Origin of the sequence: Agrobacterium sp. Ap1, from assembly GCF_017313375.1 — a bacterium.
Classification (GTDB): domain Bacteria; phylum Pseudomonadota; class Alphaproteobacteria; order Rhizobiales; family Rhizobiaceae; genus Neorhizobium; species Neorhizobium cellulosilyticum.
On sequence record NZ_JAFLMY010000001.1, the window covers coordinates 1 to 13,384 of the forward strand.

Below are 13,384 nucleotides of genomic sequence, written 5' to 3' on the forward strand. Positions count from 1 at the left end.
CCCCTTCGATTGAGATCTTAACAGCTCATTCTGGCACATTTCGATGCCGTTCAGGGGCCGTCCACTCCAACATCAAGGATATCGATCGATAGGCAGCTCTCACTGAGATTACCCAAGGTTTTCAGCGGGCGAAATGATTTTGACCTCGTCAAGGCAGTCGACAAATTGCCCGATGTCGCACGACCTGTTTCCCTGCGAGTGTCCAAACGCAAAAAGCCCGGATTGCTCCGGGCTTTCGCTTAGAATATGCGGTCGAATTAGAACGAGCGCTGCAGACGCAGGAAACCGTCCCACTTGTCGGCAGAGTCGGTGCCGTTATCAACATCGGTGTAGTTGACCGTTGCCTTGGCAGCAAGGTTCTGGGTGATGGCATAGTCAGCCGTCAGGCCTACGCGCCATGCGTCACCGCCGTCGAAGTCGCCGTCGCTGTCGAGGCTGACCTTATCCCAGTACTGAGCACCCGGCGTCAGGCTGAACTTGTCGGTGAGCTTGATGGCGTATTCTGCACCGATCGTCCATTCGGAAGCGTCGAAGTAACGGTTCTGTCCGAAGGAGTAAGCAGCGAAGATGCCGAGCGAACCCGGGCCGAGCTCTGCAGTCAGCGTGGAAGCAAGAGCTGCATTTTCGTTGTCGAAGTCGTAACCAGCAAAGAAGTCTGCAGTTACGCCGCCGAACTTGCCGGTGATGACGCCGTTGATGCCGATTTCGTCAGCATTGCCTGCATCATCGGTCTTGTAGCCAGCCTGAGAGTTGAACGCGTCAACCTGACCGTAAACCGAGAACGCACCGCCATCATAGGTGTAACGGATGGAGTTGTTCAGCGTGTCAGCGCCTTCGCCACCGTTGTTGTACGGACGGTCATCGGCGAGAACGGTTTCACCCGGAAGTCCCGTATCGAAGTAGTTGTAGAAGTAACCAACGCGGAAACCGCCCAGCTCGATATAGGTTTCGTTCAGAGCGAAATCGCTCGTGTCATTGGCATTGTTGTTGGCGCGAAGCGTGATGCGTGAACCAAGTGCACCGAATTCGGTGTCGGACTTTGCCGAGAGGTAAAGCTGAGCGCGCGTGTTGGTGCGGTAGCCAGCGTCGTCGCCGGACAGATCATCGTCGCTGCGGCCATCGAGCTGTACGCGGACATAACCGCCGATCTTGAGGCAGGTTTCGGTGCCCGGGATGTAGAAGTAACCGGTGCCGAAGGCGTCACAAACGCGGACATATTCCATCGGCTCGGGCTCTGCCGCGACGATCGCATCGGCGGCCTGCGCGCCTGATACTGCTGCGAGAGCTGCAGCGGAGCCGAGAAGGAGGCTCTTGATGTTCATTATGATCTCCATTGAGATGATGGACCGCGGCTCGGAGCCCCCACCCACCAAATTGAAAAACCGAAGGCATATTCGGTGAGCAATGAATACGAGGGGCTGCCGGGAGGTGAAAGCAGCAGCACTTGCCGTCAGGGCGAGAACGGAGTGCCGTGATCAAGGATGTTGCCCAGCCGCATCGGTTTGTAACCGTACGTAATTTGATGGTAATCAAACCGTATCAACGACGAGAAGCGGCCATGTTTCTGCGACAAAGACGCGGAGGCCTTATCTCGTATTCCGGCCACGCATAGCGGCTTGATTCCCGATGCCGAGATTGGTGGAAAAAGCTGCCAAAGACGCAGAAACACCACGAAACAGGGCTTATGCGGCGCCTGCCTGGTCCATCAATCGCGGTAGCATGATAACAGCGCGAGCGCCGCCCGAATCGGCTTCCTCGTAACGGATCTTGCCCTGATGGGCGTCAATAATCGACTTGGCCAAGGCAAGGCCGAGGCCGCTTCCGCCCGTATCCCTGCAGCGTGATTCTTCAAGGCGAACAAACGGGTTGAAGACCCGGGTCCGGTCCGCCTCGGGAATGCCCGGGCCGTCATCATCGATAAGGAGACATACGTCTCCCATTGCCGGACGAACGAAAATCCTCGCCCGGTAGCCGTAGCGCAGGGCATTTTCCACGACATTGCGGACCGCACGCTTCAAGGCGCCCCGGCGGCCATGGATAAAGAACCGGTGTGGATTGACGAGAGTGATGTCGCCTCCGGCGACGACCAGGTCCGCAATCAACTCCTGCATCAGATCTTCGAACTGGAATACGGTTTCCGTCTCCGTGGTGTCATAGCCGCGGGAAAGCGAGAGCGCGCCATCAACCAGTTCCTGGATCTCATCGAGACACACGCCAAGCCGATCCTTGGAATCACCGTCATCGAGAAGCTCGATCCTCAATCGCATCGCAGTGATCGGAGATTTCAGATCGTGGCCGATCGCCCCGAGCATCTTGGCGCGCTCGTTGAGCAATCTGGTGAGGCGTGCCGCCATGTCGTTGAAGGCATGAGTGAGCTTTCTAAGCTCGGAAGGACCGGAAGCCGAGATGGGCTGTGGGCTTTCGCCTCGACCAAGATTGTCGGCGGCGTTGGACAGATGCTGAAGCGGCGTGGTGATCTTTGCAACGATGATCCACACGACCGCCACGACGATCAGGATCGTTACAAGGATTGTTGCCATGAGTTGCCATGCCCATGTCTTTGGCAGGCGCATCACGTCACGCGCAGTAAGCCACCGGCCGTCATCCAGAGTGATGGAAGCCAGAAGCACCAAATTACGGCCGGGCTTGCTGGCGTGGCCCATTATTTCATGGCTCGGCGCAATTTCTGTTGCAGCAAGGATGAAACCATCCCCGACGGTTACACCGAATTTGTTCTTGAGAAAGATTGCGATGTCATCAGAGGGCAGCAGCTCATCGCGCACCTGTGGAGCCGCATCGGTAATCGTAAACTGCATGCCCCATTCTGAGGGGGTTTTGATGATCGCTTCATCGTCAGCTGCAGGCAGTGTCCTCAGCAATTTTGCGGTACTGAGCAGTCGCTCGACTGCATCGAAAGCCCGATACCCAAGAATCTGCTTGTTCTTGTCATGCATGAAATAGGAAATGCTGAGTATCTGCGCCGCAAGCAGACAGCCGAGGAGCAGCAGGATAAGCTGTCCTCGAACGCTTTGGGGAACGCCGATTTTCATGTTTCAGACCTTGGTCACATCCGCAACGAGGCAGTAGCCGCCTCCGCGCACGGTGATGATGAGTTCGGGACGATCCTTACTCTGTTCGATCTTTCGCCGCAATCGGCTGACCTGATTGTCGATGGCGCGATCGAACGGGCCTGCACTGCGCGCCGAAGTCAGCTCAAGCAACCTCTCCCGTGACAGGATGACCCTTGGTCGCTCGAGAAACGCCATCAGCAACTGAAAGTCGGCAACGGTGAGCGGTGTTTCCACACCGTCCTCGTCGACGAGGCAACGGCGATCAATCTGAAGGGACCAGTTACCGAAACGAAGCACCTGCCCCCCATGCTCCCCTCCGAGCGAAGGCGCCGACGGCTCGTAACGCCGCAGGATCGCCTTGATGCGCGCCACAACTTCGCGCGGATTGAACGGTTTTGCGAGATAGTCGTCCGCTCCGAGCTCAAGGCCGATGATACGGTCCGTCTCCTCATTGAGCGCACTCAGCATCAGGATTGGAATCTTGCTTGTTGCTCTGAGCCGATGGCAAATCGCCAATCCGTCCTCGCCCGGCAACATGACGTCGAGAACGATCAGATCGAACCCTCCGGACGTCAGGACCCTGTCCATTTCCTTGCCGCTGTCGACCGCAACCGCCCGCATGCCTACCTTCTCCAGGTAGAGCCTCAGGGCATCACGGGTCTGGGCGTGGTCGTCGACAATCAGGATATTAGGAGAGCTTGCCATGGTAGCGATTTATCCGATGCCAGATCGCCACGCATCAGGATTTTTGTAACGGCACGTCGCAGATACTTCGACTGCGACAAACCGATACCATTCTGGCTTTTGTCAGGGATAATCCGGAGACAAACATTCGCTATAAGGATTTCGTCGAAGAGTTCGAAATTCTTACCCGGTCAATGGTAGCGTCGAATTCTCCGTTGATGTTGACGCCGTGAAAAGAACCACCTTTCACAGCTCCTTGTTTTGGAAGCGCAATCGGAACCGCCGGTTTATTCTCGACCTCCAGTCAGGACACCACTCGGTTGCGCTTCCAGCCTCAACCCTCCCTACAGGCAACCGTCTTCCTTTGTCCGCCTGCTTGAACTAAATCCCGTGTCACGGGTTTCTGTTCATCGCAAAAGCCGCACCCAGCGAAGGAAGCTGTTCAATGAAACAATTGCTTGTCATAGCTCTTGCGGCAGCAACGCTGACCGCCTGCAACTCCACGGGCAACCCCGAATTTCGTGCAATAGATTACGGACCCGGCATAGCACCTATCGCCGGCAGTCTCACATATGGCGGGAAAGCCAACGCCCGGTTTGGAAACATGCCTGTCGGCTATACTTTCACCCACGAGTTTTTCAACAGCTTCGGAAGCCGTGTCGAAGAGCGTTACCGCGTCCTCGAAGATGGTAGCCTCGACATCTACAGCCGCCGGATCACGCCGATCACCATCAGCCACGGACGCTAGTTAGCTCATCTGCGCAACAGCGTTTGTCACCTAGCGGAACAGACCGCCCCGGCAGTCGTTTTCCTCCCAACAAAAATGGAGGCCACAATGGCAGAAGACAGAGACGCGCGCGAAGCGATTGAACGTGGTAGTGCCTACGCAGGGACCGGACGCCACCCGGCAGCCGGACCTCACGCCAAGGATAGCCTGACGGACCACGATAAGACACCGGGCACAGGATCTCTGCCTACAAAGGACAGCAAGGACACCGATTCCGGGCCGGAATGAACCAAAAGCGGTGTCGTCGTTTCCTGGGCGTCCGCTTTCCCATGTGAGCGCTACGGTTAATCCACTTGCCCGCCCCTCTCCCGCCGGTTAACACCGCGTGAGGATAACGCGGGATGGGCATGATGATGGGCGGGACCATCACTCTTTATGAAGCGATCGGCGGCGATGTGGCGGTAAAAGCGTTGGTGAAGCGTTTTTACGATTTGATGGACACCTTGCCCGAGGCACGCAATTGCCGTGCGATCCATCCAGAGAATCTCCAGGACAGTGAAGCAAAACTTTATGAATACCTGACGGGGTATCTCGGCGGTCCTGCCGTCTATGTCGAGAAGTATGGCCATCCGCGACTGCGCTCCCGCCACTTCGGCGCAGCAATAGGGCCGGCCGAACGCGACGAATGGCTTTTATGCTTCAGCCGCGCGCTGGACGAAACCATTGAAAACCCAAAACTACGCGACATCATCTGGCCGCCGATCGAGCGCCTTGGCCATCACATGCAGAACAGGGAATAGGCTCTTGGAAAATTTAGCGAAAATGCGCCCGTTGATTGTCTTCGTCAGCGGCTTGATGGGTCTGTCCGGCGTGGCGCTCGCAGCCGCATCAAGCCATGGCGGCGACACGCATTTCCTTGGCAATGCCTCCACCATGTGCCTTGCCCACGCACCGGTTCTGCTGGCGCTTTATCTTGGTCACGCAACATTCAGGACGGCAACGCTTTCCGCCCTCACCCTTGGTTTGGGGACAATCCTGTTTGCCGGCGATCTCGTGTCGCGGCATTATCTCGGAGACAGGCTTTTTCCGTTCGCGGCACCGGCAGGCGGCTCGTTGATGATGCTGGGCTGGCTATTGGTAGCGGCGGGCGCCTTCCTTGGCCGCCGCACCTGACCCCTCATGTCGTCCGCCGATTTTACCGGCGGAACAACAGCACCTTGCCCGCCTCCCATGACGGTACGGTCGTGGGGCTTACAGTGGCATGGGCGGGAAAACGGATGACATTGTCATCACTCCGGTCGTCACGGCTGCGGCTTGCCAGAATTTCGTAAAGCTCCGGCACCAGTCCCTCGCCATTTTGCTCCGCCAGCTTGTGCAGGCCGATAAACAGGCTGGGATCAGGACGCTCGTCTCTCATCGTTTTTTTCCTTCATCGTCTGGAGCGCACGTTCAAGACTCGATTTCGAGCCGTTGCGCAGCGGGACGAAGGTGACGCCGAACTTCTTGCAGCCGGTCTTCACCCTCAGACACGCATCGTGGCTGATACAGTCGATGGGGCAGAACACGCAGTCGACGGAGGGAAGCACGGTATCGATACGGGAGACGGCCTCACGCAGGCCACCGTCATGATGGATCAGTTCGGCCCCGTGACGAGTCGCGATTTCACGCAGATGAGCGACCTGACAGTCACGGCCACCGACATAAAGGAAGCTGCGGACATCGATCGCATCACGATCCGGTTTCGCCTGCTGGGCCGCAGATGCCGCCTCGCTTGCGCCGCCATTCTTCCGTTTCTGCTTCTTCGCCATCACGCCTCGCCTGATCGATTCTCGTCTCGGGAACCTTCGGTGAGCGGCACCTTAGATAAGTTGACTATCAGAGTAAAGATTAAACGTGAGGATCACACTCATATTTATCGAGCAGTCGAGACAGCAATTGGAAGCAACCGAAGATCACCTCTCCAACGTCTCTTAGAGGCGGTTTTCGACCGACGTCATGCGGATGCCGACAAAATTGTCGCGGTCGTCGGATACGATTTCGCCATGGCCGATCGTCTTTCCGTTCACCTGGATCTCGACAGGCTCACCAAAGCGTTTGTCGAGCCTGAACCATGATCCCTGCTTGGCTGCTGCCAATTGAGCGACGGAAACTTTCGCCCTACCGATAACAACCTGAACTTCGACGGGAATTTCACCAAGACGGGCGCGAGAGGGAGCCGGCTGCATTGAGCTTTCCTCCGACACCGGAAATTCTGGAAATACTGGAGACGGCTTGCCGGCAAGGTCGTTGATCATAATGGTCACCTTCTGAAATGTGTGGGGCGCGACTCACTCGAAAATAAACGCTGCGCCCCCCGCATTCGCCCCGGACAGACCGCCGTCCTTAACGAGTCGTTAACTTCCACAGTTGACGGATCATAAAGACGCAAACACGACAGGTGATCACGAAACCGATTACGAATGCCCGCTGCGCATCGTACGTGTCCGTACAACGGTGGAAGCGCGCATGCGCTTCAGTGTCGTCAGCGGCAATCCGCCCTTGGCCAGGGAATTGATAAAAAACGTGTCTTCCGCCTGCGAAAACACAAGGACCATCTTATCCTTCATTACGTTCCGCTTGGCACAGGTAAAGATGACCTCGTTCTCACCAAGACAGAGATAGAAGTGGTCAGGCAGAAACTCCACCGCCCCGGCCTGAATGAGGGCGCCGGTCTCGCATATCCCGACAATCCGGACCTGCAGGCTGGAAAAGGACTTCACTCCGCCATTCGGATAAACGGCACGAGCGATAATATTAGTCCTACGATATCGGACGTGCGGATTGTCGTTCGCCCCATAGAACTGAGCAAGATAATGGCGAGGCTTGCTGTTCTCCAACATGATGGCGACCCGGAAATGGTTAAAACAATCTTAACACCGTACCGGACTGGGAAAACACGTTCAATTATCAGATTTGAGGGGTATTTCAGAGACTTGGCATATTCACAGAAGGATTAAGTCCGCCCGCGATGGGAGGCCGTCGTGAATAGTGAAAATGCTTATCGGAGGGCTGGAAACTGTCGGCAAGCCGCTGGCTTGACGGAAAACGGGAGGAAGGACACCTGTCCCGACGCGGGCAACCGCAAGCTTTACAGCTTGCGCTCCGCGGGAAGGCCGCCCGCATGGCAGGCGGCCGATTGCCCTTGGATCATGACCCTCACAGTCGAGTGAAGGCCGCAGAAAATAGAAACGCAGAGCCGCTCAGGCGGTGACGTCGATGACGACACGGCCTCTGATCTGGCCGTCGATGATGGCCTGCGCAAGTTCCGGCAGCTTCGACATTGGCTCGACAGTTGTGATGGCGTCGAGTTTCGACTTGTCCAGATCGCGCGCCAGCCTGCTCCATGCAGAAAGACGCTGCTCCTTCGGCGCCATGACCGAGTCCACACCGATCAGGGCAACGCTGCGCAGGATATGCGGCAGAACGGTCCCCGGAAGATCCGCACCGCCCGCCAGACCACAGGCGGCGATCGCCCCGCCCCGCGCCGTCTGCGCCAGCGCGTTGACAAGCGTTGTCGAACCGACGCTGTCGACGCCACCCGTCCAGCGCTCCTTCTGCAGAGGTCCGCCCTTCTGCTGCAGTTCAGCGCGATCGATGAAATTCGTCGCACCGAGCGATTCAAGATAGGGATGGGTCTCGGGCCGGCCTGTCGAAGCGGTGACATTGTAGCCGCGGGCGGAAAGCAGCGCGATCGCCACCGAACCGACGCCGCCGGCAGCGCCGGTCACCAGCACTTCGCCCTCGCCCGGCTTGATCGCGCCCCATTTTTCAAGCGCATCGACGCAAAGCGCCGACGTGTAACCCGCCGTGCCGATCGCCATCGCCTGCTGCAGGGAAAATGCCTCCGGCAGCGGGATCAGCCATTCGGCCTTCACCCGCTGATAGCGCCCATATGCGCCCGGTTCGGTTTCCGAAAGGCCCCATCCGTTCAGGATCACCTTGTCGCCCGGCTTCCATTCTGCCGACCGTGACTCGACGACCGTGCCGGAAATATCGATACCGGCGATCAGCGGCGTGCGGCGGGCGATACGACCTTTGCCAGTGATTGCCAGCCCGTCCTTATAGTTCAGCGTCGAGTAGGCGATCTCGACGAGGACATCGTTGTCGGGCAAGTCTGTGAGGGAAACTTCCCGAAAACCCGCTGCCGGCTTGCCGTCGACAGTGTCGATGACCATCGCCCTGAACGTTTCAACCATTTCGTCACTCCAATTGCTTTGATCTACGGATCCGTATTTAGGGCCGCCGCCGGTTCCGGCTATTGATGCAGGTCACGATAGCCGGAACCGAATACCCCCGCGATCCGCCGCATGGTGCATCATCGTCAAGCTTGCCGGCAGAAATTTTACCGTTTGATAAAATTTTGAGCCGTGTTACGATCTGCCCAATAGTTGTCCATAACCATATAATGAGGGAACTCGGATGGAGCGACTGGGAAGCGGGATCGAGGCCGGCAGGCTCTCGACCAACGAATACGCATCGAATTTTTCCGACCTTCACCCGCGCCTCGACAAGCATGAGGCGCTTGTGGCGTCAGACCGCTGTTACTTCTGTTATGACGCACCATGCATGACGGCCTGTCCCACCGCCATCGATATCCCGCTTTTCATCCGGCAGATATCGACTGGCAACCCGCTCGGATCGGCACAGACCATCTTCGCCCAGAACATACTGGGCGGCATGTGCGCCCGCGTCTGTCCCACAGAAACGCTCTGCGAGGACGTCTGCGTCCGCAACACAGCCGAGGACCGACCGGTCGAGATCGGCAGGCTGCAGCGCTACGCAACCGACATCGCCATGGAGGCCGGACGGCAGTTCTTCGAGCGCAAGGCATCGAGCGGAAAGAGGATTGCCGTTGTCGGCGCGGGCCCCGCGGGCCTTGCCGCGGCACACCGGCTGGCGGTCAACGGCCACGATGTCACCATTCTTGAAGCCCGCGAAAAATCCGGCGGCCTCAACGAATATGGCATCGCCACCTACAAGGCGGTGGACGATTTTGCCCAGCGCGAGGTGGATTATGTCACCGCCATCGGCGGTATCGCCATTGAACACGACAAGGTGCTCGGCCGCGACTACTCGCTCTCGGACCTGACCGCAGGATATGATGCCGTCTTCCTCGGCATGGGTCTCTCCGGCGTCAACGGATTGGGCGTCGAGGGCGAAAACCTCTTTGGCGTCGATGACGCCGTCGATTTCATCGCGGCACTGCGTCAGACCGAGGACAAGGCAACTGTCCCGATCGGCCGCCGTGTCGTCGTCATCGGTGGCGGCATGACCGCGATCGACGCCGCGATCCAGGCAAAGCTGCTCGGCGCAGAGGAAGTGACGATCTGTTACCGCCGCGGCAAGGAAAACATGAACGCCTCGACCTGGGAGCAGGATCTTGCAGCCTCAAAAGGCGTCATCATCCGCCACTGGCTGGCCCCGAAATCGATCATCGGCAAGGACGGAAAAGTGGCCGGCATCGAAGTCGACTATACCGCGATGACCGACGGCAAGCTCGCCACCACCGGCGAGACCGGCATTATCGCCGCCGACCAGATTTTCAAGGCCATCGGCCAGAGCTTTGTCGCCACCGGCCTCGGCGCCCTGCAGTTCGACAAAGGCAAGATCGTTGTCGACAGCCAAGGCCGCACGTCGATCGAAAACGTCTGGGCCGGTGGCGACTGTATCGGCACCGGCGAAGACCTCACCGTTTCGGCGGTCGCTCAAGGGCGCGATGCTGCCGAAAGCATCAACAGCATGCTCGCAGCCGGCGCTCAGCCGGCCAGTGCAGTGGCCTGAGGGGAGTTTTCAACCATGGCTGATATCCGCAACAATTTCATCGGCATCAAATCCCCCAATCCCTTCTGGCTCGCGTCGGCCCCGCCGACCGACAAGGCCTACAATGTCGAGCGCGCCTTCAAGGCCGGCTGGGGCGGCGTCGTGTGGAAGACGCTGGGCGAACAGGGACCGCCGGTCGTCAACGTCAACGGCCCGCGCTATGGCGCGATTTGGGGCGCAGACCGCAGGCTTTTGGGCCTCAACAATATTGAACTGATCACCGACCGCGACCTCTACACCAATCTCATCGAGATGAAGCAGGTGAAGAAGAACTGGCCGGATAGGGCGATCGTCGCCTCGATCATGGTTCCTTGCGAGGAAAACGCCTGGAAGGCTATCCTGCCGCTGGTGGAAGAGACGGAAGTCGACGGCATCGAGCTGAACTTCGGCTGTCCTCACGGCATGTCGGAGCGTGGCATGGGCTCCGCCGTCGGTCAGGTGCCGGAATATATCGAGATGGTGGTGCGCTGGTGCAAGCAGTATACCCGCATGCCGGTCATTACCAAGCTGACACCGAACATCACCGACATCCGGCACCCTGCCCGTGCAGCAAAGCGCGGCGGTACCGATGCCGTGTCGCTGATCAACACGATCTCCTCGATCGTCTCGGTCGATCTCGACAGCTTTTCGCCCAACCCGTCGATCAACGGCAAGGGCAGCCACGGCGGTTATTGCGGCCCGGCGGTCAAGCCGATCGCGCTCAACATGGTCGCCGAGATCGCCCGCGATCCGGAAACCTACGGCCTGCCGATCTCCGGCATCGGCGGCGTGACGACATGGCGTGATGCGGCCGAATTCCTGGCGCTCGGCGCCGGCAATGTGCAGGTCTGCACCGCGGCCATGACTTACGGCTTCAAGATCGTCGAGGAGATGATCACAGGCCTGTCCAACTGGATGGACACGAAGGGCCATCAAACCCTGGACGACATCACCGGCCGCGCGGTGCAGAACGTCACCGACTGGCAGTATCTCAACCTCAACTACATCGCCAAGGCACATATCGATCAGGACGCCTGCATCAAATGCGGCCGCTGTCACATCGCGTGCGAGGACACGTCCCACCAGGCGATCACCGCGATGGTCGACGGCGTCAGGCATTTCGAGGTGAAGGAAGAGGATTGCGTCGGCTGCAACCTCTGCGTCAACGTCTGTCCGGTGGAGAACTGCATCACCATGGAAGCGCTCCCCGCCGGCACCCTCGACAAACGCACCGGCCGGCCAGTCGATCCCAACTATGCCAACTGGACAAGCCATCCCAACAACCCGATGGCGCGACAGGCGGCGGAATAGGATTAGAGAAGAAGGTCGGTCGCCCTCAGTTCGACCGACCTTCTATTGCCCGAATGTCTTCCTGTAAGCTGCCGGGCTTGTGCCCAGCCGCTTGCGGAAATGATGGCGCAAGGTGGCCTGTGTGCCGAAACCGCAGGCGATTGCGATATCGTCCAGCGAGGATGAAACCCGTTTTTCGAGCAGGTCGCGCGCCAGCCTCACGCGCTCTTTCACCAACCACTCCCCCACGCTGTCGCCGGTCGCAGCCTCGAACCGGCGCTGGAAGGTGCGCATGCTCATCCCCGCCCGCTCCGCCAGCATCCGGATCGGCTGCTCCTCGCAAAGCCGCTCGCGCATCCATTCGATCAGCGGCCCAAGCCTGAGACCTTCTCTCTGTTGCGGCACCGGTGCAGCGATGAACTGCGCCTGCCCTCCTTCGCGATGCGGCGGTACGACAAGCCGGCGGGCAACGCTGTTGGCCGCCTCGACACCGAAATCGCCGCGCACCACATGCAGGCAAAGATCGATGCCGGCAGCGCTTCCTGCAGCTGTCAGCGTATTGCCCTCATCCATATAGAGAACATCAGCATCGAAGGCGGCATCGGGATAAGCCTTAGCGATTGCCTCCACATACCGCCAATGCGTCGTCGCGCGCCGTCCGGATAAAAGGCCGGCAGCGGCCAGAACCGCAACGCCCGAACAGAGCGACATGACCCGCGCTCCCCGCCGATGCGCTGCCTGCAGCGCCTCGATCAGCGGCGCCGGCACCGGCTCGCCGATCCCGCGCCAGCCCGGAACGATGATAAGGTCGGCCGCGGCCACAACCTCCAGCCCGGCATCGACGGAAACAGTCAAGCCACCGGCGGCGCGCAACGGCCCCGGCTCCACGCCCGCGACGGAGAACTGATACCAGCCCTCCCCCATTTCCGGTCGCGCCAGACCGAAGACCTCATGGGCGATGCCGAATTCGAAGGTGCAGAGCCCGTCATAGACAAGGGTGACGACATGCGGACCGCTTGTCCGGTGAGTAAGTTGCTTTGGCATGTTTTTTACGCCGCAAGTCACAATGGCCAATTTCAGCCATCTCTATCATCAGGCATGATCCCCCGCAACACAGCCTCAGCGACACAAGGAAAAGGATCGCGTCATGCCAAGCCCCGTCTCGGATTTCCCCGCCACCGCCCCGCAGGATGCCGCCGAACACTTTTCCCGCAAGCTCGCCTTTGAAGCGGATTGCTGGGATGTGCATGCCTCTTTCGCCTCGGGCACGGTCGATTTCGTCCTGCTCGATGTGCGCGCTCCCGCACTCTTCGTACAGGCGCATGTTCCGGGCGCGCTCAATCTGCCCCACGGCAAGATGACCGCACATAAGATGTCGCATTGGCCGGCGGATACGTTGTTTGTCGTCTATTGCGCCGGGCCTCATTGCAACGGCGCGGACAAGGCCGCGCTGCGCCTCTCCCGCCTCGGCCTGTCGGTCAAGGTGATGATCGGCGGCATGACCGGTTGGGCGGATGAAGGCTTCGTCTATGACGCCGCTACAGCGGCATGACGAGGAAGGAACGGCTGCGGAGTTGCAGTGCCGGCAGCCGTTTCCTGACAAAAAGCAGGAATATCGAACAGAATCCCAGCGGACCGAATAAAAAAATCAACCCTATGCTGCACTGCAGCAAGTCATCCACTCCGTTGTACTCGCCGGAGATGAAGTGTCGGGCAAACAATGAATTTTAGCCACATCTTTTACGAGCAATTGCCCAATCTTCGATGTTTTGCT

Annotated in this window: 16 protein-coding genes; 7 read left to right on the forward strand and 9 right to left on the reverse strand. The window is 58.9% G+C overall.

The genetic code is table 11. The features are described from left to right. Positions 1–257: 257 nt before the first annotated feature. From JZX87_RS00005 to JZX87_RS00015, 3 genes are all read right to left on the reverse strand, one after another. Positions 258–1,322: a porin gene (locus tag JZX87_RS00005; RefSeq protein WP_206822872.1), complete on the reverse strand. Its 1,065-nt coding sequence runs from the start codon at positions 1,320–1,322 to the stop codon at positions 258–260. 360 nt (positions 1,323–1,682) lie between these two features. Continuing rightward, positions 1,683–3,050: an ATP-binding protein gene (locus JZX87_RS00010; RefSeq protein ID WP_148145761.1), complete on the reverse strand. Its 1,368-nt coding sequence runs from the start codon at positions 3,048–3,050 to the stop codon at positions 1,683–1,685. Between the two features lie 3 nt (positions 3,051–3,053). Beyond that, entirely contained in the window at positions 3,054–3,776 is a 723-nt protein-coding gene (locus JZX87_RS00015) for a response regulator (protein WP_148145762.1), read from the reverse strand. Positions 3,777–4,200: 424 nt separating this feature from the next. On the opposite strand from JZX87_RS00015, the gene JZX87_RS00020 reads away from it, so the two are divergent. The 4 genes from JZX87_RS00020 (at position 4,201) to JZX87_RS00035 (ending at position 5,655) form a co-directional block, all read left to right on the forward strand. Continuing rightward, positions 4,201–4,503 carry a hypothetical protein gene (locus JZX87_RS00020; RefSeq protein WP_206822873.1) on the forward strand — a complete coding sequence of 101 codons (303 nt, stop codon included), beginning with the start codon at positions 4,201–4,203 and terminating at the stop codon, positions 4,501–4,503. An 87-nt stretch (positions 4,504–4,590) separates the two neighbouring features. Beyond that, complete coding sequence (locus JZX87_RS00025; RefSeq protein ID WP_206822874.1) at positions 4,591–4,770, forward strand: hypothetical protein; 180 nt, start codon at positions 4,591–4,593, stop codon at positions 4,768–4,770. Between the two features lie 122 nt (positions 4,771–4,892). After that, complete coding sequence (locus tag JZX87_RS00030; RefSeq protein ID WP_206823844.1) at positions 4,893–5,282, forward strand: group II truncated hemoglobin; 390 nt, start codon at positions 4,893–4,895, stop codon at positions 5,280–5,282. A 22-nt stretch (positions 5,283–5,304) separates the two neighbouring features. Next, positions 5,305–5,655 carry a DUF423 domain-containing protein gene (locus tag JZX87_RS00035; RefSeq protein WP_183821229.1) on the forward strand — a complete coding sequence of 117 codons (351 nt, stop codon included), beginning with the start codon at positions 5,305–5,307 and terminating at the stop codon, positions 5,653–5,655. Positions 5,656–5,677: 22 nt separating this feature from the next. Here JZX87_RS00035 and JZX87_RS00040 read toward each other — a convergent pair whose 3' ends face one another. The 5 genes from JZX87_RS00040 to JZX87_RS00060 form a co-directional block, all read right to left on the reverse strand. Then, positions 5,678–5,899, reverse strand: a complete 222-nt coding sequence (locus JZX87_RS00040) for a hypothetical protein (protein WP_183821228.1) — start codon at positions 5,897–5,899, stop codon at positions 5,678–5,680. Further along, positions 5,880–6,290 (reverse strand): DUF2325 domain-containing protein, encoded by a 411-nt coding sequence (locus tag JZX87_RS00045; RefSeq protein ID WP_148145767.1) that lies wholly within the window; start codon positions 6,288–6,290, stop codon positions 5,880–5,882. Before JZX87_RS00045 ends, JZX87_RS00040 begins: the two co-directional genes overlap by 20 nt. Before the next feature lie 162 nt (positions 6,291–6,452). Next, on the reverse strand, positions 6,453–6,776 hold the full coding sequence (locus tag JZX87_RS00050) for a FliM/FliN family flagellar motor switch protein (protein ID WP_148145768.1): 324 nt from the start codon (positions 6,774–6,776) through the stop codon (positions 6,453–6,455). A 159-nt stretch (positions 6,777–6,935) separates the two neighbouring features. After that, positions 6,936–7,361, reverse strand: a complete 426-nt coding sequence (locus tag JZX87_RS00055; protein WP_148145769.1) for a hypothetical protein — start codon at positions 7,359–7,361, stop codon at positions 6,936–6,938. A 360-nt stretch (positions 7,362–7,721) separates the two neighbouring features. Further along, positions 7,722–8,717, reverse strand: a complete 996-nt coding sequence (locus tag JZX87_RS00060) for an MDR family oxidoreductase (RefSeq protein WP_206822875.1) — start codon at positions 8,715–8,717, stop codon at positions 7,722–7,724. Between the two features lie 223 nt (positions 8,718–8,940). Here JZX87_RS00060 and JZX87_RS00065 point away from each other — a divergent pair, with 223 nt between their 5' ends. Next, the gene (locus JZX87_RS00065; RefSeq protein ID WP_206822877.1) at positions 8,941–10,302 is read left to right on the forward strand and encodes an NAD(P)-dependent oxidoreductase; all 1,362 of its coding nucleotides are present in this window, start codon (positions 8,941–8,943) and stop codon (positions 10,300–10,302) included. 15 nt (positions 10,303–10,317) lie between these two features. Further along, positions 10,318–11,631, forward strand: a complete 1,314-nt coding sequence (gene preA / locus JZX87_RS00070; protein WP_183821223.1) for an NAD-dependent dihydropyrimidine dehydrogenase subunit PreA — start codon at positions 10,318–10,320, stop codon at positions 11,629–11,631. Between the two features lie 42 nt (positions 11,632–11,673). Here the strand turns inward: preA and ftrA are convergent, their stop codons facing one another. Then, complete coding sequence (gene ftrA / locus JZX87_RS00075; RefSeq protein ID WP_502711289.1) at positions 11,674–12,675, reverse strand: transcriptional regulator FtrA; 1,002 nt, start codon at positions 12,673–12,675, stop codon at positions 11,674–11,676. Between the two features lie 82 nt (positions 12,676–12,757). On the opposite strand from ftrA, the gene JZX87_RS00080 reads away from it, so the two are divergent. After that, complete coding sequence (locus JZX87_RS00080) at positions 12,758–13,162, forward strand: rhodanese-like domain-containing protein (RefSeq protein ID WP_206822883.1); 405 nt, start codon at positions 12,758–12,760, stop codon at positions 13,160–13,162. Positions 13,163–13,384: the final 222 nt, after the last annotated feature.

Bases quoted from the DNA above. Each gene is read 5' to 3' on its own strand.
- JZX87_RS00010 (WP_148145761.1), bottom strand. From the start codon at position 3,050: ATGAAAATCGGCGTTCCCCAAAGCGTTCGAGGACAGCTTATCCTGCTG.
- JZX87_RS00005 (WP_206822872.1), bottom strand. From the start codon at position 1,322: ATGAACATCAAGAGCCTCCTTCTCGGCTCCGCTGCAGCTCTCGCAGCA.
- preA (WP_183821223.1), top strand. From the start codon at position 10,318: ATGGCTGATATCCGCAACAATTTCATCGGCATCAAATCCCCCAATCCC.
- JZX87_RS00040 (WP_183821228.1), bottom strand. From the start codon at position 5,899: ATGAGAGACGAGCGTCCTGATCCCAGCCTGTTTATCGGCCTGCACAAG.
- JZX87_RS00055 (WP_148145769.1), bottom strand. From the start codon at position 7,361: ATGTTGGAGAACAGCAAGCCTCGCCATTATCTTGCTCAGTTCTATGGG.
- JZX87_RS00060 (WP_206822875.1), bottom strand. From the start codon at position 8,717: ATGGTTGAAACGTTCAGGGCGATGGTCATCGACACTGTCGACGGCAAG.
- JZX87_RS00030 (WP_206823844.1), top strand. From the start codon at position 4,893: ATGATGGGCGGGACCATCACTCTTTATGAAGCGATCGGCGGCGATGTG.
- JZX87_RS00045 (WP_148145767.1), bottom strand. From the start codon at position 6,290: ATGGCGAAGAAGCAGAAACGGAAGAATGGCGGCGCAAGCGAGGCGGCA.
- JZX87_RS00035 (WP_183821229.1), top strand. From the start codon at position 5,305: ATGCGCCCGTTGATTGTCTTCGTCAGCGGCTTGATGGGTCTGTCCGGC.
- JZX87_RS00080 (WP_206822883.1), top strand. From the start codon at position 12,758: ATGCCAAGCCCCGTCTCGGATTTCCCCGCCACCGCCCCGCAGGATGCC.
- JZX87_RS00050 (WP_148145768.1), bottom strand. From the start codon at position 6,776: ATGATCAACGACCTTGCCGGCAAGCCGTCTCCAGTATTTCCAGAATTT.
- JZX87_RS00020 (WP_206822873.1), top strand. From the start codon at position 4,201: ATGAAACAATTGCTTGTCATAGCTCTTGCGGCAGCAACGCTGACCGCC.
- JZX87_RS00025 (WP_206822874.1), top strand. From the start codon at position 4,591: ATGGCAGAAGACAGAGACGCGCGCGAAGCGATTGAACGTGGTAGTGCC.
- JZX87_RS00015 (WP_148145762.1), bottom strand. From the start codon at position 3,776: ATGGCAAGCTCTCCTAATATCCTGATTGTCGACGACCACGCCCAGACC.
- JZX87_RS00065 (WP_206822877.1), top strand. From the start codon at position 8,941: ATGGAGCGACTGGGAAGCGGGATCGAGGCCGGCAGGCTCTCGACCAAC.